The sequence below is a fragment of the Marinobacter sp. MIT930201 genome (genome assembly GCF_047122665.1).
Lineage (GTDB): Bacteria > Pseudomonadota > Gammaproteobacteria > Pseudomonadales > Oleiphilaceae > Marinobacter > Marinobacter salarius.
This window is the reverse complement of sequence record NZ_CP138916.1, coordinates 4,279,463-4,299,217: the sequence shown is the minus strand read 5'-3', so window position 1 is coordinate 4,299,217 and position 19,755 is coordinate 4,279,463. Positions and strand designations below refer to the sequence as shown.

The 19,755-nt window shown below is 56.7% G+C and carries 18 protein-coding genes; 11 read left to right on the top strand and 7 right to left on the bottom strand.

Annotated features, from left to right (window positions below):
• Positions 1–22: 22 nt before the first annotated feature.
• Positions 23–682: an alpha/beta hydrolase gene (locus tag SIC19_RS19560; protein WP_091644289.1), complete on the bottom strand. Its 660-nt coding sequence runs from the start codon at positions 680–682 to the stop codon at positions 23–25.
• Positions 683–697: 15 nt separating this feature from the next.
• Positions 698–1,909 carry a 1-acyl-sn-glycerol-3-phosphate acyltransferase gene (locus tag SIC19_RS19555; RefSeq protein ID WP_036207273.1) on the bottom strand — a complete coding sequence of 404 codons (1,212 nt, stop codon included), beginning with the start codon at positions 1,907–1,909 and terminating at the stop codon, positions 698–700.
• A 151-nt stretch (positions 1,910–2,060) separates the two neighbouring features.
• Here SIC19_RS19555 and recQ point away from each other — a divergent pair, with 151 nt between their 5' ends.
• Positions 2,061–3,917, top strand: a complete 1,857-nt coding sequence (gene recQ, locus SIC19_RS19550) for a DNA helicase RecQ (RefSeq protein WP_127401311.1) — start codon at positions 2,061–2,063, stop codon at positions 3,915–3,917.
• Positions 3,918–3,929: 12 nt separating this feature from the next.
• Here the strand turns inward: recQ and SIC19_RS19545 are convergent, their stop codons facing one another.
• Positions 3,930–4,481, bottom strand: a complete 552-nt coding sequence (locus tag SIC19_RS19545; protein ID WP_036207280.1) for a PaaI family thioesterase — start codon at positions 4,479–4,481, stop codon at positions 3,930–3,932.
• A 177-nt stretch (positions 4,482–4,658) separates the two neighbouring features.
• Here SIC19_RS19545 and SIC19_RS19540 point away from each other — a divergent pair, with 177 nt between their 5' ends.
• The gene (locus tag SIC19_RS19540; protein ID WP_091644284.1) at positions 4,659–5,609 is read left to right on the top strand and encodes a hypothetical protein; all 951 of its coding nucleotides are present in this window, start codon (positions 4,659–4,661) and stop codon (positions 5,607–5,609) included.
• Here the strand turns inward: SIC19_RS19540 and SIC19_RS19535 are convergent.
• Positions 5,592–7,478, bottom strand: a complete 1,887-nt coding sequence (locus SIC19_RS19535; protein WP_091644281.1) for a methyl-accepting chemotaxis protein — start codon at positions 7,476–7,478, stop codon at positions 5,592–5,594. The genes SIC19_RS19540 and SIC19_RS19535 overlap by 18 nt on opposite strands.
• A 227-nt stretch (positions 7,479–7,705) precedes the next feature.
• Between SIC19_RS19535 and SIC19_RS19530 the strand changes: the two genes are divergently transcribed.
• The 4 genes from SIC19_RS19530 to selD all read left to right on the top strand — a co-directional run bounded on the left by SIC19_RS19530 (position 7,706) and on the right by selD (position 12,891).
• Entirely contained in the window at positions 7,706–9,253 is a 1,548-nt protein-coding gene (locus SIC19_RS19530; protein ID WP_036207289.1) for a bifunctional GNAT family N-acetyltransferase/carbon-nitrogen hydrolase family protein, read from the top strand.
• A 145-nt stretch (positions 9,254–9,398) separates the two neighbouring features.
• Complete coding sequence (locus tag SIC19_RS19525; RefSeq protein ID WP_007152149.1) at positions 9,399–9,797, top strand: hypothetical protein; 399 nt, start codon at positions 9,399–9,401, stop codon at positions 9,795–9,797.
• 47 nt (positions 9,798–9,844) lie between these two features.
• Positions 9,845–10,615, top strand: a complete 771-nt coding sequence (locus tag SIC19_RS19520; protein ID WP_127401313.1) for a helix-hairpin-helix domain-containing protein — start codon at positions 9,845–9,847, stop codon at positions 10,613–10,615.
• Positions 10,615–12,891, top strand: coding sequence for a selenide, water dikinase SelD (gene selD, locus SIC19_RS19515; protein WP_127401315.1), 2,277 nt, complete (start codon positions 10,615–10,617; stop codon positions 12,889–12,891). The genes SIC19_RS19520 and selD overlap by 1 nt, the downstream gene beginning before the upstream one ends.
• On the opposite strand, the gene senB is transcribed toward selD, so the two are convergent.
• Positions 12,881–13,858, bottom strand: a complete 978-nt coding sequence (gene senB, locus SIC19_RS19510; RefSeq protein ID WP_036207298.1) for a selenoneine biosynthesis selenosugar synthase SenB — start codon at positions 13,856–13,858, stop codon at positions 12,881–12,883. The genes selD and senB overlap by 11 nt on opposite strands.
• Before the next feature lie 176 nt (positions 13,859–14,034).
• Here senB and SIC19_RS19505 point away from each other — a divergent pair, with 176 nt between their 5' ends.
• From SIC19_RS19505 to SIC19_RS19490, 4 genes are all read left to right on the top strand, one after another.
• Positions 14,035–14,904, top strand: a complete 870-nt coding sequence (locus tag SIC19_RS19505) for a putative selenate ABC transporter substrate-binding protein (protein ID WP_075194872.1) — start codon at positions 14,035–14,037, stop codon at positions 14,902–14,904.
• Positions 14,904–15,554, top strand: coding sequence for a phosphonate ABC transporter ATP-binding protein (locus SIC19_RS19500; protein WP_127401317.1), 651 nt, complete (start codon positions 14,904–14,906; stop codon positions 15,552–15,554). The genes SIC19_RS19505 and SIC19_RS19500 overlap by 1 nt, the downstream gene beginning before the upstream one ends.
• A 25-nt stretch (positions 15,555–15,579) precedes the next feature.
• Positions 15,580–17,046, top strand: coding sequence for a PhnE/PtxC family ABC transporter permease (locus tag SIC19_RS19495; RefSeq protein WP_127401319.1), 1,467 nt, complete (start codon positions 15,580–15,582; stop codon positions 17,044–17,046).
• Between the two features lie 163 nt (positions 17,047–17,209).
• A complete protein-coding gene (locus SIC19_RS19490; RefSeq protein ID WP_127401321.1) occupies positions 17,210–17,815 on the top strand; it encodes a hypothetical protein in 606 nt (201 codons plus the stop codon).
• A 19-nt stretch (positions 17,816–17,834) separates the two neighbouring features.
• Here SIC19_RS19490 and SIC19_RS19485 read toward each other — a convergent pair whose 3' ends face one another.
• Entirely contained in the window at positions 17,835–18,152 is a 318-nt protein-coding gene (locus SIC19_RS19485) for a hypothetical protein (protein WP_127401323.1), read from the bottom strand.
• A 70-nt stretch (positions 18,153–18,222) separates the two neighbouring features.
• A complete protein-coding gene (locus SIC19_RS19480) occupies positions 18,223–18,705 on the bottom strand; it encodes a hypothetical protein (RefSeq protein ID WP_127401325.1) in 483 nt (160 codons plus the stop codon).
• 122 nt (positions 18,706–18,827) lie between these two features.
• On the opposite strand from SIC19_RS19480, the gene SIC19_RS19475 reads away from it, so the two are divergent.
• Positions 18,828–19,748 (top strand): ABC transporter ATP-binding protein, encoded by a 921-nt coding sequence (locus SIC19_RS19475; RefSeq protein ID WP_127401327.1) that lies wholly within the window; start codon positions 18,828–18,830, stop codon positions 19,746–19,748.
• Positions 19,749–19,755: the final 7 nt, after the last annotated feature.

Below are 19,755 nucleotides of genomic sequence, written 5' to 3'. Positions count from 1 at the left end.
CCAATCGAACGTCAGGCGAGCTTTACAGTACGTTATCGCGAAGGAACTTGCCGATATCCACGATCTCTTCCATGCACACGCTGTGTTCCATCGGATAGGTCTCATACGTGGGTTCAAACCCCATGTCCTGCAGCTTTTCCACGCTTTGCCGGCCCAGGGCCTCCGGTACCATGGGGTCAAAGGTGCCATGATAGATCCGGATCGGGATATCATGATTCGCCTCTGAGCACTTCACAGTCTTCGCAGTGGCAAAGTATGTTGACAGGGCAATAATGCCCGCCAGGCGCTTCGGATAGCTCAACCCAAGCTCGTAGGCCACGGCGCCCCCCTGGGAAAATCCAGCAATCACAATGTTCTCGCTCTTCACGCCACGCTCAATTTCCCGGTCCACCAGTTTTGCAACCGCGTCTGACGAGGCCATCAACTGATCGGTGTCGACCACCCGGTCAATATCCATTGCCTTGATGTCATACCAGGCTGGCATCGTCATTCCACCGTTAATGGTGACCGGCATGTTGGGGGCGTGAGGGAAAATGAACCGAACAGCGGCATTGTCGGGCAGCCCCAGCTCCGGCACTACCGGCTCGAAATCATGGCCACTGGCTCCAAGGCCATGCAGCCAGATAACGGCGGCAGTAGGATTGGGATTGGTTTCCAATTCGATAGTTTGAAGTTCTTGCACAAAATACCTCGGGTATCAGGGGTGTTCCGTTGGTGTATCCGTCGAGCCGTTGCCATTGTGAGCTTCAAGCGCCGTGACCACCGGGTTGGCGTACATATCCAGCAGATAGGGCCGAATCGCCGGGTCGCAGGCATCAAGTCGACGCTCCATCTCCGCCTCGGCGGCTTCTATTTCCGCCGCTGACCAGGCCTCTGCCGTCACCACCGCATCGCTTACAGAGTCTCTGCTGGCGTGTGAATCAGGATGAATGCCTCTTTGCTGATAGGCCACCAGGTTGGACGTGTGCAAGTGATAATTGGCATGCATCTCCCGATCGATCCGGGCAGCCAGTTCCTTAGGCGTGTTTTCGGCATCCGCGATGGGTGCTCCGAAATGCACGTGCACGTGGCCCTTGAACCCCGTGAGCCCGCGCATTATCTGGTTAGTATCCTCGCCTTCCGCCTTAACGTATTTGCCCGTGCGGGAGCGGGTTTCGAGCTCTCGGGCCTTGTCCATATCGCAGGGATCATACTCGTAGGCAATGGACACCGGCACGATGTGCAGCCGGTTCATGGCTTCGCCGAAATCCAACCCACTTTTCTTCTGGCTCATGTAGAACATTTTAATAATGGCGGGATCGGTGAAATCCAGCCCGTCTTTGGCGCGCCCTTCACGCTGCGCAATCCAGATGCTCTCGTTGTTGTCGATACTATGATTGATAAACGCCGAAAGCATGATGTAGGCGTCCCGCATTTCACGTGGGCTGGTCATACTGCGACGCACCACAAAGCTCTTGTTCAGCCGCATCATTTCAGCAAATACGCGGTTCGCCAGCAGGTTGTCGCCAATGGCAATACGTGTGGTATTGAAGCCGTTCGCGAACAGCAGGTAATTGACCACCATCGGGTCGAACACGATGTCGCGGTGGTTGGAGATGAACAGGTGAGCGCTCTGCTTGTCCAGATTTTCCAGCCCGCTGTGGGTAACCCGGGTCGTTGTGTGATCAACCAGTTCACCAACGTAGCCAGACAATCGCGCCTGGAGGTCGTCGATACGGGTAAGTCCGCCAAAGTTCCTGGCCAGCCAGCGCTTGACCCATACCCGGAGCATTCCCGGCGCCCATTTGGCCAGTGTGGGCGATTTGAAGCGGCCAATCATATCCAGAAATTCCGGATCCCGTACCAGATTGTTGATGGCGGTTCCGGTTTCCTCGTCCGAGTAAGGTCGGATGGCGTCAAATTCCTGCATGGAGTTCCTGTTTGTTGGGTGCAGAAAAAAGGCGCATTGTAGCGTTTATAAGGTTTGTTTGTCTCCGCCGATTCCGTGACCGCTTTCTGGTATCATGGCCTGCCTGCCAGAATGGCACCCTTTACCCTCAACCAACACCGCTGGCCAAGTCATGGATTTTGCACAACTCAGCACAGAGCGCCCCCGTGTTAACGACCAGGACCCGGAAGAAGTCCTTCATCGTGTTTTCGGTTACGAGACCTTCCGGCCCTTGCAGGGCGACATTATCCGCGAGCTGGTTAACGGTGGCGATGCGTTGGTACTGATGCCCACCGGTGGTGGTAAATCCCTCTGTTATCAGGTTCCAGCCCTGGTTCGCGCCGGAACAGCTGTCGTCATATCACCGCTGATTGCACTGATGCAGGATCAGGTGGCGGCGCTGAAAGAACTGGGCGTTAGGGCCGCGTTCCTGAACTCCACCATGGATTTCGAACAGGCCCGGGACACTGAAAACGCCCTTATGACCGGCGAACTCGACCTGCTTTACTGCGCGCCGGAACGGCTGATCCAGCCTCGCACACTGGACCTGTTACATGATGCTTCTATTTCCCTGTTTGCCATCGACGAAGCCCACTGCGTGTCCCAGTGGGGCCACGATTTCCGCTCCGACTACCTGGAGCTAAGCCGGCTGGCCCATGAATTCCCGGGCGTACCCCGCATAGCCCTCACCGCCACCGCGGACGAGCACACCCGCAAGGAGATCGCTGAACGGCTGTCCCTGACCGAAGCCCGACACTTTATCAGTGGTTTTGATCGCCCGAATATTCAGTACAGAATTGCTCCGAAAACCAATGCAAACAAACAACTACTGGATTTTATTAAAGCGGAACATGATGGCGACTGCGGCATCGTTTATTGCCTGTCCCGCAACAAAGTCGACAGCACCGCGAAGCTGCTCAGTGACAAAGGCTACACCGCTCTGCCCTACCATGCGGGCCTCAATGCCGGTGATCGCGCGCGGAATCAGGAGCGCTTCCTACGCGAGGACGGCGTCATCATCGTGGCCACCATTGCTTTTGGCATGGGCATCGATAAACCCGATGTTCGATTTGTCGCCCACCTGGACCTTCCAAAAAGCCTGGAAGCCTACTATCAGGAAACCGGCCGAGCCGGTCGTGATGGAAAGCCTTCGACCGCCTGGATGGTTTACGGCCTGCAGGACGTGATCAAACTGCGACAGATGCTCGAAGGCTCCATGGGCAATGACCACTTCAAACGGGTTGAGCGCCAGAAACTGGATGCCATGCTAGGCCTGTGCGAAGTGACAAGCTGTCGGCGACAGGTGTTGCTGCGGTATTTCGGCGACACCCTTGAACAGCCCTGCGGGAACTGTGATACCTGCCTGACCCCACCGGAAACCTGGGACGGCAAGGTTGCCGTTCAGAAGGCGCTCTCCTGCGTGTTCAGGACCGGGCAACGTTTCGGGGTCACATATTTAATTGATGTGTTACGCGGCTCTGAGAACGAACGTATCCTGCAGTCCGGCCATCAAACGGTTTCCACCTACGGCATTGGTACCGAGTTATCGGCTAATGACTGGAAGTCCGTGTTCCGTCAACTGGTGGCCAACGGTTACCTCAGGGCTGACCCGGAAGGCTATGGAGCGTTGCAACTCACGGAGCAATGCCGCCCGCTACTTAAGGGCGAGGTAGCTATCCAATTACGCAAGGATCCCGTGGTGAAAGCCTCCAGTGGCCGTGGGTCATCAGGGTCCGGCCGCCGCAGGATTGCAGACCAGATCACTGACAAACCCGGCTGGGAAGCGCTGCGGGCCTGCCGAAAATCGCTGGCGGATGAGAAGGGCGTGCCGCCCTACGTGATTTTCCACGATGCCACGCTGTTTGAAATCCTGGACAAAAAACCGAACAGCCTTGCCGAAATGGCTGAGATAAACGGCGTGGGTGCGGCAAAGCTTGAAAAATATGGGGAAACTTTCCTCGCCGCCCTACGGGAGTTGGACGGCGCTTGAATCAACCTCAGTTCACTGCGCCTGGAAGCCTTTCTTGCGAACACGATAGTGGGCCATCGAAGTGGCCACATGATGGCCGTCACTGTCGTACAGTGTGCCTTCCAACTCAAACGCGGCCCTGCCCGTAGCATCGGCCTCGGCCTTGATGGCTTCAACCGTGGCGGCGTCCAGTGAAAACTCCACAAACACATCGGAATTCGCCGGCTGCAGGAACTGAAGCGTCATTTCCTTGAGAATCGGCGTGTAAGCCGGGCCGAGATCAAACAGCGTCAACACACCACCGGGGATCTCCGCCACCAGGAAATAGGCACCGGCGTAGAGGCTACCAAAGTGGTTCTTATTGCCTTTCAGGCGTATTCTTGCCTTAACGAACCCTGGGCGAATCTCCTCAACACTGAATCGATTTCGTGGTGCGAACGGGATCGATAGGCCAATAATTCGGTTGACGGCCGCATAACCACTGGTTTTACGGAGCCAGGCCAGCGGTTGCGTGATTCGCGCCCCAGGATTCGATTCAGACACCCAATGGCCGGTTGCACCTATCAGATTGTCGATGAACGCCATGTTTTCTTACCTGTTGGTGATTTAACGCCCATGATTGCAGCCGTTTAAAAGGTATCGCAACTGTTTTCGGGATTTTTTACGGTTATCCCTTTCCGGAAAGAAAAATTCACCTAAACTGCTTGGATATCAAAACGGGCGATAACAAGAAACTCGAATGGACGCGGGAGTAAGTCTTCAATGAAAGTGAGGCGTGCGCGTGGCTGGCTGACGGCCCTGGCATTGTTTCTGGCTTGCCCGGGAACCGGTGTGTCTTCGGAATATCTGTCTGGAGAAACACAGGCAAGGGAATATCGCCTGTGGTACCGCAATTACGACAGCCCACCCATACGTGCCCTGGTTGCCCTCGCCTTCGACAAGACACCGGAATACGGTTCGTATCGAATCACTCGCACCCCGGAGATGGCCCAAGGCCGGGTTGTCCGCGAACTTGAGCGCCAGCAATCAAAATTGGTCGATCTCGCGAATGTCGCGACATCAAAACAGAGGGAAGAAAGCCTGCAGGCCATCCCCATACCTATCGATGGCGGACTTTTGGGGCTTCGGGTGTGCGTGGTGCTTAAAGAATCATTGCCCAGGTTCAAAGGCATCCGAAGCCTTGGCAATCTTGAGGAAGTCGGTATCCGCATCGGCCAGGGCGCACACTGGCCGGATTCGTCGATTCTTCAGGCCAACGGAGTCAGCGTGGTGACTCACTCGCGGTACGAAATTCTTTTCCGCATGCTGGAGAATCATCGTTTTGAATGCTTCGCCCGGGGAGTCAACGAGGTTCTTTTCGATCTGGAGCTTGAAAACAACGAAGATTTCGCCATCGAGCCGGACCTGCTGCTGGCCTATCCGATGCCCTCTTACTTCTTCGTCAACCGGCACGACCACGAAACAGCACATCGGCTTCAATTGGGCATGGAAAGGGCCATTTTCGATGGCAGCTTTGGCGCGTACCTCAACCAATACTACGGCCAGTCCATCGACGAGCTAAACCTGCACAGCCGGAACGTCCTTGTTCTGGAAAATCCCTATCTGACGGACGAGTCCCGGGCCATCGGCACCAGAACCCTCCTCGAACTCCGACGGCGAATCCAGATACTATCCGCGCCCCAGAAAACGTCTTACTCAAACCCTGAATCGTGACACGTTCTTACTAAGCGTGTGGCCGACCGATTCGATCTGACCGCTATAGACGTCGTTCTCGCTGGCAGCCTTGGCGGCCTCCTGGCCCTGGTCGGCAATCCGGGTGATGGAGGAGTTCAACTCTTCCGTCACAGAGGTCTGCTCCTCAGAAGCCGTTGCGATCTGGGAGGTCATCTGGCTGATCGACGTTATGGCATCAGCAATACGGTTAAGGGACTCCATGGCATCCTGGGCTTTCTCCATGCTCACATTCGAGACCGCTGTTGATGCCTTCATGACGTCCACAGCCTGGGTTGCACCGCTTTGCAGGCGCTCAATCATGTTGTTGATCTCTTCCGTGCTGTCCTGGGTGCGGCGGGCCAGATTGCGCACTTCGTCAGCAACAACCGCAAAGCCACGACCCGCGTCCCCTGCCCTTGCGGCCTCGATCGCCGCGTTCAGTGCCAGCAGGTTGGTCTGTTCAGCAATCCCCTGAATTACCTCGAGAACCGAGGTAATGTCGGTAACGTCCTTGCCGAGTTTATCGATGACTTCCGCAGCGGCGTTAATCTCTTTTGACAATTTCTGGACTGCATCCCGGGAAGCGGCAACGGTTTCAAGGGAAGCGCGGCTGTCTGCATCGGCGGTGTTGGACGCATCCGCGGTCTGTTGGGCATTCTGTGCAATTTCCCCGGCAGCGGCAGACATCTCATTGATGGCCGTGGCCACCATATCAATCTCGGCCTGCTGTTTTTCAACGCTGTCTCGGCTGGTGCTGGCAGTATCCCGCAGGGAGGACACGTTTTCGCCAAGCTCGGCGGTGCCTTGCTGGACGTCCCGGACCACATTCTGGATATTCTCAACAAAGCTGTTGAACTCCGCCGCGAGCTTGCCGAACTCGTCGTTGGCGCTATCGTCCAGGCGCTTGGTGAGGTCCGCCTCGCCACTGGCGATTGATGCCATGGCGGCATTAAGCTTGCGAACGGGAGCCATCAGCACGCGGATACCAAAACGCAGGATCACCAGGGACACCAACAAGCCAATTACTGCGATGATCAGCCCGGTTACGCGAGCGGCATGGACCGGCGCATTGATTTTGTCCTCATTGATAAAAGTGCCGAGATACCACTCAACACCACGGGCACCTTTGATGCGATGGAAACCGGCAGTCCAACTGGCATCTCCGGTGTCATATTCGTGAATTTCACCGCTGAGCCGAGGAGATTCTCCCAAAAGACTGCTGATCTTCTTGCCAACCAGTTTCTGGTCCGGGTGAAACAACACGGTGCCGTCGTCACTGATCAGGGCGGCATAGCCGGTGTTGGCCAGCGTAATCGTGGAGAGCGTCTGTTCTATGGTCTTCAGGGCAATATCACCACCGACAACACCCTGGTAAGCCCCACGTTTGACCGGTGCCAGCGTGGAAATGATGGTGCCTCCAGTGCCCGCGTCCACGTAGGGTTCGGTGAACGACGCTGAGCCCTTTTGTTTCGCCTGTTTGAACCAGGGCCGCGTGCGTGGGTCGAAATCCGCAGGCAGCGTGGCTTCTGAGGCATCGTCCTTCATCAGCATATAGCCATCATCACGGCCAACATAGACGTCAATGAACCCGCCACCGGTTGTCGCAGCGGCCAGGATAACCCTCGCCTCGGCATCGGTTTCCACCGACTCCAGTGCTTTTGCCGTTGCTTCGGTCATGGCAAGACGGGTGTTGAGCCAATCCGCAATGCTGGACGTACTCTGAGCCACGGTGTCTTCAATCAGTGCATCAACATAAGTATCCGTAGTCTCCTGTAACCGGAGGTTGCCGCTGAGCGTAAACGCCCCCATAACAAGTAAAAGCAAAATACCAAAGGCGACGAGCAACTTCTGGCCGAAACTCAGGTTCATTTTCCGGGTCCTTTTCGAGACAGTCTATTCGGGGGGTCAGTCAAACAGCCTATCGGCTGTCTTTCATTCATAAACTGGTTTTCGGCGTGTGCTGCAAAGTCTTTAACTTTATGTGATAAGAAGTCTTAAGCTTTAGGTGATAAGAAGTCTTTAGCGCTCTCTGATAAAATACCGAAGCAATCGACAATTCTTGCCGTCATTTCCACACCCAACGGGAGCTGCCGTATATGGCCCACGAAGAACTGCACCTCAACCTTCGTAACCTGACCAGTGATGATTACCCACAGCTCCAGCGACTGATGGACAGGGTCTACGACGATATTGGCGGTGCCTGGCCAGAGGACACGATCGAAGCTCTGGTGCAACAGTTTCCGGATGGTCAGATCTGTATCGAAGAGTCCGGTGACCTGGTGGCCGTAGCCCTCACGGTGTGCGTCAAGTATGAGCGATTCAGCAATCCGCACACCTACGACGACCTGATCCTGCGCAATGAAAAAATCTGGCACAACGCCAAAGGCGACTCGCTTTACGGCCTCGATGTGTTTATCCACCCGGATTATCGCGGCTACCGCCTTGGCCGGCGGCTTTATGAAGCTCGCAAAGAACTCTGCCGATCCATGAACCTGCGCGCCATCCTGGCGGGTGGCCGCATCCCTGGATATCACAAGTATTCAGACCAGCACTCCCCGGAAGAATACATCCAGCGTGTGGATCGCAAGGACATCTACGACCCGATCCTCAGCTTTCAGCTGTCCAACGACTTCCAGGTCACCCGGCTGATGCACAAGTACCTGCCGGAAGACGAGAAATCCCTGGGCTACGCCACTCTGCTGGAATGGCGGAACATCCTCTATACCCCGCCGTCGCCGGTGCTTAACGTCAAGAAGACTCAAGTGCGCCTGGGTGCCGTTCAGTGGCAGATGCGTGAATTTACCTCTGTGGAGGAAGTGCTGGAACAGGTGGAGTACTTCGTGGATGCGCTCTCGGATTACAAGAGCGATTTCGCCCTGTTTCCAGAGTTTTTCAACGCACCGCTGATGGGCCTGACGGACCAAGTGGACCAGACACGGGCCATTCGCTTTCTGGCAGGCTTTACCGAGCAATTCCGCAATCAGATGTCGGAAATGGCGGTCAGTTACAACATCAACATCATTACCGGCTCGATGCCCCTGCTCGAAAATGATCGGGTCTACAACGTGTCCTATTTGTGCCACCGCGACGGCCGCGTCGACGAGCAGCGCAAGATCCATATCACGCCCCACGAACGCCGTGACTGGGTCATCGAAGGCGGTGAGAAGTTCCAGGTGTTCGACACCGACGCCGGCCGCGTGGCCATCATGATCTGTTACGACATCGAGTTCCCGGAACTGGGGCGCCTGGCGGCCATCGAAGAGGTGGATATTATTATGGTGCCCTTCTGGACGGACACCAAGAACGGATACCTTCGGGTGCGGCACTGTGCGCAGGCACGGGCGATTGAAAACGAGTGCTATGTCGTGATCACCGGTAGTGTGGGTAACCTTCCCAAGGTTGAGAACCTGGACGTGCAGTACGCCCAGTCTTCCGTATTCTCACCGTCGGACTTTGCGTTCCCCCACGATGCGGTGATGGCGGAAACCACACCGAATACGGAAATGATCATGTTTTCAGATATGGATCTGGAAAAGCTGAAGCTGGTGCGCAACGAAGGCTCGGTGACGAACCTGAAAGACCGGCGCACGGATATTTACGAGCTCAACACGCTACAAACGGGCCAAAATGATAAAAACAGTTGATGAACCGCCTGAGAGCTCTATCGTATGACACTGAACACGTTGCCAAACCAACAGAGTGTGGCTATTGTTTAACCATATACTTTCAGGAACACGCCCTCGGGGTGTCGTCCGGACCCCCTCGGGGTGCAAAAGAGATCACTTTTAGATGAACGAAGCACTACCGGATCTTGTCGCACATTTTCACATCAAGCGTGGCCTCTTTCGCCGGGAGCGTGTGCAGGCCGCCCTGTTCGAGCTCGATCACTTCGGATGTGTGATGAAGACGGACAAGATATTTAACCCCGGTGATACGGTTATCCTGGATCTCGTGATGGAAATGCCGTTTGACGACATCAGGGCGGATGGAATTACCGGCCTGGTAACGGAACGCAGGAAACACTGTAGCAATTTCTTCTATTCCGTTGATTTCGTAGAACTCAATGACAACTCCTCGTCTGCCCTGAGCGAAAAACTCAAGCGCATTCGTGAGGTGGTGCTCAAGAAGCAGACGCTAAAATCCAGACGTTCCTCAGGGCCCGCCTCCAGCATTCGGCAACTGGCCTGAACTCACCAACGCCCCACATCAACTTGCACTTCAAGGAGAAAGTCCTCATGGCGAAGAAAGCCAACAAGCAAAGCGTTGATAAAGTCGTCAAGAAAGTGAACAAAGAGTTCGATAAAACGTCATCACAGATCGAAAAGCTGATCAACGACGCCCTCAAGCAGTTCGACAGCCTGCAAAACCAGATTCAGGAACCCGTCCGCAAACTGCTGAAGGAAGTGGATGAGCTTCGTGATCGTGAAATGAAACGTTTCAACGAAGAATTTGAACGTCGCTTGGGTGAATTCCACGATTTGCAAAACAATATCCTGGACCGCCTTGGTATTGCCAGCAAGGAAGCCAGCGAAGAGGCGAAGAAGGTCGCAGGCCAGGCCGCCAAGAAGGCCGGCCCTGCTGCCAAAGGCAAGTCAGCTCCGAAAAAATCCACCGCCAGTAAGACAGCGGCCAAAAAACCGACCGCCAAGAAGCCCGCCACACCAAAAGCGGCAACTGCAAAGAAAGCCGCCAAACCCAAGGCGAGCACCGCCGCCAAAAGTCCGGCCGCAGCCACTAAAGCCGCTCCCAAGAAAGCCGCCACGGCCGCGCGGAAGCCAGCGGCAAAGCCGGCTGCAGCAACACGCGCTCCAAAGCCGAAGGACAAGAGCGACCTGACCCAGGTTAAAGGTATTGGGCCGGCCACCGCCCGCAAAATGAAGGAAGCCGGTATCACCTCGGTTGACCAGATCGCCAATCCGTCTGACGCGGACAAAGAAAAGCTTCAGGCATTTTCAAGCGTGAAAGGCTTTAACACCTTCAGCGACGAAGCCAAGAAAGTTATTTAATGCAACAATCCGAACAGCCTGTTTTACGGGACATTGTCCTGATTGGCGGCGGACACAGCCACGTAGGCGTTCTCAAGCGCTTTGCCATGAACCCAGTGCCTGGTGTCCGCCTTACCCTCATCTGCAGGGATACCCATACACCCTACTCCGGAATGCTTCCCGGGTATGTGGCTGGGCATTATTCCTACGACGACGTCCATATAGACCTCAGCAAACTGGCCGAGTTCGCGGGCGCGCGCTTCTACCGCGATGAAGTTGTTGGCATCGACCGCCATCGAAAACGTGTGGTCTGCCGCTCCCGACCGGACGTGCCTTACGACATTCTGTCGGTGAATATCGGGTCCGCTCCCAAGGTCGGTGACGTCAGCGGCGCAACTGAACATGCAGTGCCCGTCAAGCCTATCAACGGATTCAACAATCGCTGGCTGTCATTATTGTCGCGGCTGGAAAACCATGACGGCCCGATGACCGTTGCTGTGGTCGGCGCAGGTGCAGGTGGCGTTGAACTCACACTGGCCATGCAGTTCCGGCTACGAAATGAGCTCGAAAAGCGCGGCCACGACCCGGACCAGTTGCACTTTCATCTGTTTGATGCAGACCAGCAGATCCTGCCTACCCACAACGCCAGGGTGCGTGCGGTATTCGCTGACACACTCGCAAGCCGTGGGGTGAAGGTCCACCTGGGATCCGCAGTCTCAGAGGTCGAGGCCAATCGTTTGACCACGGAGTCCGGCGACACCCTGTCGGTTGACGAAGTGCTCTGGGTCACCCGTGCCGGCGGCCCCGAGTGGCTGCGGGATACCGGCCTGGCCCTGGACGACGGTGGCTTTATCCGGGTGACGGACACCCTGCAGACAGAAACCGACAACGATATCTTCGCGGCGGGTGACATTGCCAACGTTGTAAATCACCCCCGGGAAAAAGCCGGCGTATTTGCCGTTCGTCAGGGCCGGCCACTGGCGGACAACCTCCGCCGCCATGCCCTCGGAAAGCCCGCGAAGCCATTCCGGCCGCAGAAAAAATGGCTGGCGCTGATCAGTACCGGCGACAAATTCGCAGTGGCCTCCAGAGGTGACCTGTCGTTGGCCGGTTCTTGGGTCTGGCGCTGGAAAAACAGCATTGATAGACGCTTCATGGCGAAATTCAATGATCTTCCCGCCATGGAAGAGAACGCCGCCCTGCCCGACACCGGCGCCGCACAAAACCCCGAGGAAGCGTCCCAGGCCATCTCCGCGGTGGCCATGCGTTGCGGTGGCTGCGGTGCCAAGGTGGGCAGTACCGTGCTGTCACGGGCCCTCGGCGAGCTGCGACCAATAGAGCGGGATGACATCCTGATTGGTCTACACGCCCCAGACGACGCCGCCGTACTGACCGTCCCACCCGGAAAGGCGGTGGTTCACACCGTCGATTTCTTTCGCGCCTTTATTGACGACCCCTATGTGTTCGGCCGGGTTGCCGCCAATCACGCCCTGGGCGACGTGTTTGCCATGGGCGCCGAAGCTCAGAGTGCCACCGCCGTAGCGACCGTGCCCTACGGCATAGAGTCCAAGGTGGAAGACGTGGTTTACCAGATGATGTCCGGCGCCGTGGAAGTGCTGAATGAAGCTGGCTGCGCGTTGGTAGGCGGCCATACGGGTGAAGGCCGTGAGCTGGCACTGGGCTTTGCCGTCAACGGGTTGATTGATCCGGATGACGTCATGAGCAAGGGCGGCCTGCGGGCCGGAGACGTTCTGCTGCTGACCAAGCCTATCGGTACCGGGACGCTCTTCGCTGCCCACGCCAAACTTGCCGCGAAAGGCCGCTGGATTGATTCTGCCCTGGCCTCAATGATGCAGTCCAACAAAGACGCGGCCCAGTGCCTGCGCCGATATGGTTCACGAGCCTGCACCGACGTAACGGGTTTTGGTTTGCTTGGCCATCTGGTTGAGATGACGCGCCCCTCTGGCGTTGATGCGGAGCTCGATCTCACGGCAATACCGATTTTGCCTGGCGCTGAGGAAACTGCAGCAGCAGGTATCCTCAGCTCCTTGCAGCCGGCCAACATTCGTCTCCGGCGTGGTATTCGAGACCAGGAAAAGTGGGTCAACCATCCTCGCTACCCATTGATCTTCGACCCGCAGACCGCCGGCGGACTGCTGGCCAGCGTGCCCGCTGACCAGGCGGATGCCTGTATCAGTGAGCTGAAAGCAATGGGCTATCCCCACACTGCCATTATAGGGCGGGTGTTGCTGCAGGATGAGAGCGGCCCCATCGAGCCCATCACACTCAGGGATTGAGACGGTCGCCTTTGGCCCTGGCCTTCTCAATCGCAGTGAGCAGGGCCGCTTGCTCAGCTTCAGGAACAAAGCAAGAGGCGAGTTCGGTGACGCGATCGGTCAGTTCCCCGAGATATTCGGGGGATTGTTCCGCCCACAGTAACACCTTCGCAAGATCAGCCTCGTCGCCTACACGGAAGTACCCCGGGTAATCTTCACCCAGTAGGCCAATATTGCCGGAGATGTCCGACGCGATAACCGGCAGCCCTGCACGACAGGCTTCGGATACGACATTAGCGCCTCCTTCCATCACCGAGCTGATAACCATGGCACGGCAACGGTTCATAAGCTGATGGGTGGACGGTCTGTCAATTTCGCCAAGCCACTGAAAACGCGGATTGGCCTCCTGTTCGGCTATGGCTCGCCGAGCCCAGTCATGGCTGTGAGCCTTGCCTGCATTCAGCACCCGGATGGTCGAACCTGGCGGCAATGTCCTCGCCGCGATTGCGGCCCTCAGAGGGTCCTTCTCCTCGCGCAGGTGTCCGATAACACAGACATCGAAATGCCTGGTATCGACGCCTGCATTACCCCCGGGCCGATCGGCGGACTGCAACACCGTCACCAGCTTTGGCACGAAACGCTCGGGAATATCCCGGCCAACACGATGGTGGAGCCCCACAAGGCAATCCGCGAGGGCCATGGAATGGAGGGTTTGCTCCGGGTAGCGGTACTGGTGGTCGTATATGTCCGTGCCCGTAAGCACAACGATTATCGGCGTTTCCGGGTTACGGTCACGGAAGCGAAGAACGGCCTCATGGCTCCTCCAGGCGTGCAGGGCAATGTACAGGTCGCAGGGCTCGTTGTTGTATTCGGTCACAACGAAAACCCGGTGTCCGGCCTGCTCAAGCAACCGGCACCATCGGTCCGCCGTGGCCCGATTACCAGCCCTGGAGCCCGGTAGCGCCGGGGTATTCAGGATGATTTTCATGAGTGTCGGTTTCCATCAAGATTTTCATTTTTTGCCGGATACCCCTAACCTGATTGGCTCATAGAATCGTATAGCTGTTCAGAGTTGCAGTAAATCACGGTATTCTGGATAGCTTCGGGCTTCCCGTCCGGACATGTGACCCCGCTAAATTCAGCTCCAGACACAAGGAAATTCAAATGGCTTTGAAATTGATACGGAAATTCGCTGTCGCCAGCTTACTGACCTTGCTCTCTTCAGCAACCGTTTCAGCCCAGACACTCGTCTTCACGGCCATTCCCGATGAAGACGAAACCAAACTGGTGGAACGCTTCAGGGGTATCGCCGATTACCTGGCAGGAGAGTTGGACGTAGATGTTCGCTATATCCCTGTCAAATCCTACGCCGCCGCGGTTTCAGCCTTCCGCAACAACCAGGTCCAGCTAGCCTGGTTCGGCGGGCTTTCCGGCGTGCAGGCCCGCGAATTGGTTCCCGGCTCTGAAGCGATTGCCCAGGGCGTGGAAGACAAAGCGTTCTACACTCATTTCATTGCCCACAAAAGTACCGGACTTGACGAGATGGAAACCCTGTCCGACGAACTCCGGGGGAAGACCTTTACCTTCGGTTCCAAGGGGTCAACCTCCGGTCGCCTGATTCCGGAGTACTATATTCGCGAATCCTTTGATGACAGCCCCGACGACGTCTTCAGCCGTGTAGGCTTCAGTGGCAATCACACCCGCACCCTTCGTCTCGTAGAGGCGGGCACCTACGATGTTGGCGCGATCAACTTCTCAGTGTGGGACAAGGAAATGGAAAACGGCAACATTGATACCGACGCGGTGAAGGTCATCTGGACAACGCCGTCGTACCCGAACTATCAGTGGAGTGTTCGCGGCGACGTCAACGAACAGTTCGGTGAAGGTTTCCAGAAACGGCTTCAGGAAGCCCTGCTTGCGATGGACGACCCTGAATTGCTTGAAAGCTTTCCCCGTAGTGGTTTCATCCCAGTCTCCAATGACGCTTACGAGCCGATCCGGGTAGTTGGAAAGCAGATCGGAATCATCGATTAATGTCGGGATTCGATCTGTCCGGCCTGACGGCGTCTTTTGGTGGAGAGCGGGTGATTGGCCCGCTCTCCCTCAGTGTCAGGGAAGGAGAGCGCGTTGGCCTGGTGGGCCGCAGCGGCGCCGGAAAATCCACTCTGATCCGTCTTGTCTATGAGCAGGTGGAGCGCCTGGCAGCATTGGTACCCCAGGACCTGGGGCTGGTCAACGCGTTACCGGTATTCCACAACGTGTACATGGGCCGCCTCGATGCCCACGGCAACTGGTACAACATGGTTACCCTGGTTCGGCCATTTACCCGGGACAGCCGTGACGTCAAAAGCCTATTGTCGGAATTGGGGATGACCGAGAAAGCCTGGATGCCCACTGCATCGCTGTCCGGCGGACAGCGCCAGCGCGTGGCCATCGCCCGTGCCCTTTACCGGCAGTCAGGACTTTTGTTAGCGGACGAGCCTGTCTCCGCCCTGGACGGACCGCTTGCCCATCAGGTTATGACGTTATTGAGAGAGCGCTTCAAGACCAGCGTTATCGCACTCCATGATGTCGAGCTCGCACTGGAATACTGCACCCGTATCGTGGGCATCCAGGACGGGCAGATCGCGCTGGACGAGCCGAGCGAAAAGCTCACACCGGCCGACATTGCGCCACTCTACTGACTCAACCGGCCCAGATTCCACTCCTATGCTGTCTTCGCCAACCGTCAAAACCAGCCTGATCTTTATCGCCATCGCCCTGGTAGGCCTGGTGTTTGCCGATATCGCTATCACGGCAGCCAATCCCTGGAAAGATCTTGGTCGGTTCTTCCTGGGCGTGATGACACCGGATTTTTTCAGTACCGAAGGGCTGGCAACCGCCCTGCTTCGGACGGTTGCCTTTGCCTTCGTTGGCGTCGCTCTCGGCAGTATCAGCGGCTTTCTTCTGGCGCTTGTTTATCGCTGGATGCCGATTCGGATTCTGTGCGCGTTTGTGCGGGCGATACACGAGCTGTTCTGGGCGCTTATTTTCCTGCAATTTTTCGGCTTCCATCCGCTGACAGGCGTTCTAGCGATCGCTATCCCCTACGCTGGTATCTTCGCCAAGGTCTATTCGGAGATCCTGGAAGAAGCCGACCCCGAGCCCGGTCGCCTGTTACCGCCCCGTACGGGCGTTGTTTCGGCCTTCCTGTACACCAAAATACCGGATTGCTGGGTGCAACTGCGAACCTACACCGCATACCGGCTGGAATGCGGCTTGCGCTCCAGTGCCATCCTTGGCTTTGTCGGCTTGCCAACCCTCGGCTTCTACCTCGAATCGGCCTTTTCACAAGGCCACTATTCCGACGCCGGCGCCATGCTGATCCTTTTCTATGTGCTGATAGCCACCATGCCGCTCTGGGTAAAGCCGAAGCTGCTGCCCGTTTATATCGTTGGCGCTCCGTTTTTTCTTGGCGAAGGTCTCCCGATTGTCTGGAGCAACGTCGGTCGGTTTTTCACCCAGGACATCGTGCCGTCGCCACTGCGCGGTGAAGAAGGCTGGGGCGGCATGGGCGCGTGGCTGGGGGACATGTTTGTCAATCAGGCCATGCCGGGCATCTGGAACACGGTGATCCTGACCCAGGTGGCCCTGGTTGCAACCGGGATCATTGCACTGCTGGCCTTCCCGTTGATTTCCACTCACTTCGGAGGGCCAGTGCGCCGCACGTCCGGGCATGTCTTCCTGGTGATCATGCGTTCCACGCCGGAATACATCCTGGCGTATATCCTTTTGCAACTGTGGGGACCGTCCATGTTGCCTGCTGTCGTCGCGTTGGCGTTGCACAATGGGGGCATCATCGGCCATCTGATTGGCCGGCAGTCCAGCACCATCCGGTTACGCCCGGATGCGCCGAATGGTCTTAATCGATATACCTATGAACTGGTGCCCAGGGTCTATCGTTCGTTCCTGGCGTTCCTGTTCTACCGCTGGGAGATCATCATGCGGGAAACTGCCATCCTCGGCATACTGGGCATCTACACCCTGGGTTTCTATGTCGACAGCGCCATCCAGAACATCCAGTTTGATCGCGCGATGGTGCTGATCCTGATCACCGCATCGCTGAATATCGGTGTCGATGTGCTGGGCCGCTTTATCCGCAGGAAACTCGCCCTGCAGACCATGCCCACCTGCTAGCTGCCTACCGCGTCACAGTTCCGCGGATTCCCGCCGCTTTTGGCCCTGCTTCCCTTCGTGCTCAGGATGCATTTAGTTACACTTCGGATAACGAATGTAACAATCTCCACCGGAACACCGCTCGGCCAGGGTTTGAGTAAGGTTTGAGCAAGAGGGAACACCTATGATTGGCAGCTTTATTATGCTGTTCGAAGTCGGGCTGATTGCGCTGCTGCTTTTACTGTTCTTTCGCATGCTTACACTGGTCCGAAACGATCCGTTCGTGCCGGCGTCCGTGGTGACAATGGTGGCTGGACACCCACAGTCGGCCCAGCCTCCACTACCAGAGGCTCAAAAGAAACGCTCCGTTGCTGCTCCGCAACCATCCCACACAGCCCCCTCAGACACGTGTGGACTGATCACCCAACTGCATATCCTGCTCAGCCTTCAGGACAGGGATTGCCGGGAACATGGGCTAGTTCTGGAAACAGCGCCCCTTGCGGTTCGGGAATATGCCGTCGTCTGGTTGTACGGTGCTGCCTGCGCCCTGTGTGACAAGCCGCAGCGGCATTCAGATGCGCTGCTTGACCTGGTCAGCAAGCTGGCCAGCCGAAAAATCGGCATACGGCAACCCGAAGCGGTCCAGGCGCTATCGACGATGACAGGTAGTTCGACCTTGTTGGCCTTTTTTAGAAGTGGTGTAAACGGTGCAGAGCACTGGAGCGGGCATCGCTATGTTCCGCAGGAACACAGCCTCTACTCAACGATTACGTCGAACGCCTTTATCTAACGCTTAAAGGAGTGCCCGTTCAACTGCGGGCTTTTGGGCGGGTAGCAGGCTCTTCCAGCGTCCAGTCGACGCCAAGGTTTACGGCGTCTGCGGTATCGGGCTTATCGACAGGGCTCCCTGCCACCTCTGGCCGGGAAAAGCACCCGTCGTCCAGACGTTCCATAGTCTCCACATCCACGGAACGCACCACGTAGCTGTTGCCATTGCTTGTCACTCTGGCCCGGTGGCTAAGCCCAAAGATGAACCGGCAATAATCCAGTTTGAGTTGAAGCAGATCCTGTTCCGCCTTCTGGATTTTCCTTAACAGGACTTTGTGTACGCTATCGCCATAATCCATATGCGCTTCCCTGGACGATGTATGGTGGTCTGCTGATTTTACACAATCCTGACACACTGTCATCCCATCGTCAGACGCGGCCCTTGGCTACAAACGTCAGTTTTACGGGCATCACGAAGGCGTGATCTATCCCGGCCTGAAGGTCGATCCGCCAGGTCATGCTTGGGTCCGTGGTGCAGAAAGGTGCGGTAAACCGTGCTTCCCAAAGCTGGCCCTCACCATCGGGCGACATCCCCGCCTTGGTCATGGGAACGGGATACTCCCCCAGGTACATGGACTCGCCCCGCAGCACAGCCAGCATCCGGGGCTGATTCCCGTCGGTCTTTACCGTTAGATGGTATTCCGTGCCCTGGGCCTGAACACCGCTTTTTTGCAACCGCGCATGCCAGCTTTTGCCCTTTTGTGCCCAGTGGCACGTAGCATTGAGGAGATCGCACTTAACCGTGCCCTGATCGGCCTCGGCGGTATCTTCAGACATCAGCCAACGCGGGCCCAAAATGCCCAGCGCGACGACGCAGGCAATGGCAAGCACAGCAACAAGCGCTCTCAACACATCCACTCCTCCACAATTGAGCGGGCATTATGGGGATAATCGCTAACAAGGCAAAGCTTTCTAAATCATCACCGGTCATGAGAAAATACCGCGCTTTGATCCACCACCAACAGGACAAGCCAGTGCAACCGGACATCTCCGTCAAGCACCTCAACAAAGTCTATGCGGATGGTTTCAGGGCCCTCAACGACATCAACCTCGACATCGAGCGGGGAGAAATCTTCGCCCTGCTCGGCCCTAACGGCGCCGGCAAGACCACACTGATCAGCATTATCTGTGGCATTGTGAACCTCTCCGATGGCGAAGTAAAAGCCGCCGGCTATGACATCGTGAAGGATTATCGCAAAGCCCGGGAGAGCATTGGCCTGGTGCCCCAGGAGCTTAATACCGACGCCTTCGAGACCGTCTGGGACGCTGTCTCCTTCAGCCGGGGCCTGTTCGGCAAAGCGCCCGCCCCGAATCACATCGAGAAAGTCCTGAAAGACCTGTCGTTATGGGACAAACGCAACAACCGCATCATGTCCCTGTCAGGCGGCATGAAGCGTCGAGTGATGATTGCCAAGGCGCTATCCCATGAGCCCCGCATCCTCTTTCTCGACGAGCCCACCGCCGGGGTAGACGTGGAGCTGCGCCGGGACATGTGGGAAATGGTGCGCAAGCTGCGGGAAAGCGGCGTCACCATCATCCTCACCACCCACTACATCGAAGAAGCGGAGGAGATGGCCGACCGAATCGGCGTTATCCGCCAAGGCGAGATCATCCTGGTTGAGGACAAGTCCCGGCTGATGAGCAAGCTGGGCAAGAAAGAGCTTCGCCTGCACCTGCAGAATCCGCTCGAGAAAATCCCCGGTACGCTCACGCTGGAGCCGGTGGACCTGTCAGATGACGGCTACGAGTTGATCTACACCTTCGACTCACAACAGGAGCAGGCTGGCGTAGCGCGCCTGCTGCGAACCCTGGGCGACCTGGGCATCGAATACCGGGATCTTCAGACCAGGGAAAGCTCCCTGGAAGAGATTTTTGTTGGCCTGGTGCATGAATAAAACCAAC

Excerpts from the sequence above, each read along its gene's own strand:
- SIC19_RS19555 (WP_036207273.1), bottom strand. The coding sequence starts at position 1,909 with ATGCAGGAATTTGACGCCATCCGACCTTACTCGGACGAGGAAACCGGA.
- recQ (WP_127401311.1), top strand. The coding sequence starts at position 2,061 with ATGGATTTTGCACAACTCAGCACAGAGCGCCCCCGTGTTAACGACCAG.
- SIC19_RS19545 (WP_036207280.1), bottom strand. The coding sequence starts at position 4,481 with ATGGCGTTCATCGACAATCTGATAGGTGCAACCGGCCATTGGGTGTCT.
- SIC19_RS19540 (WP_091644284.1), top strand. The coding sequence starts at position 4,659 with ATGAAAGTGAGGCGTGCGCGTGGCTGGCTGACGGCCCTGGCATTGTTT.
- SIC19_RS19535 (WP_091644281.1), bottom strand. The coding sequence starts at position 7,478 with ATGAACCTGAGTTTCGGCCAGAAGTTGCTCGTCGCCTTTGGTATTTTG.
- SIC19_RS19530 (WP_036207289.1), top strand. The coding sequence starts at position 7,706 with ATGGCCCACGAAGAACTGCACCTCAACCTTCGTAACCTGACCAGTGAT.
- SIC19_RS19525 (WP_007152149.1), top strand. The coding sequence starts at position 9,399 with ATGAACGAAGCACTACCGGATCTTGTCGCACATTTTCACATCAAGCGT.
- SIC19_RS19520 (WP_127401313.1), top strand. The coding sequence starts at position 9,845 with ATGGCGAAGAAAGCCAACAAGCAAAGCGTTGATAAAGTCGTCAAGAAA.
- selD (WP_127401315.1), top strand. The coding sequence starts at position 10,615 with ATGCAACAATCCGAACAGCCTGTTTTACGGGACATTGTCCTGATTGGC.
- senB (WP_036207298.1), bottom strand. The coding sequence starts at position 13,858 with ATGAAAATCATCCTGAATACCCCGGCGCTACCGGGCTCCAGGGCTGGT.
- SIC19_RS19505 (WP_075194872.1), top strand. The coding sequence starts at position 14,035 with ATGGCTTTGAAATTGATACGGAAATTCGCTGTCGCCAGCTTACTGACC.
- SIC19_RS19500 (WP_127401317.1), top strand. The coding sequence starts at position 14,904 with ATGTCGGGATTCGATCTGTCCGGCCTGACGGCGTCTTTTGGTGGAGAG.
- SIC19_RS19495 (WP_127401319.1), top strand. The coding sequence starts at position 15,580 with ATGCTGTCTTCGCCAACCGTCAAAACCAGCCTGATCTTTATCGCCATC.
- SIC19_RS19490 (WP_127401321.1), top strand. The coding sequence starts at position 17,210 with ATGATTGGCAGCTTTATTATGCTGTTCGAAGTCGGGCTGATTGCGCTG.
- SIC19_RS19485 (WP_127401323.1), bottom strand. The coding sequence starts at position 18,152 with ATGGATTATGGCGATAGCGTACACAAAGTCCTGTTAAGGAAAATCCAG.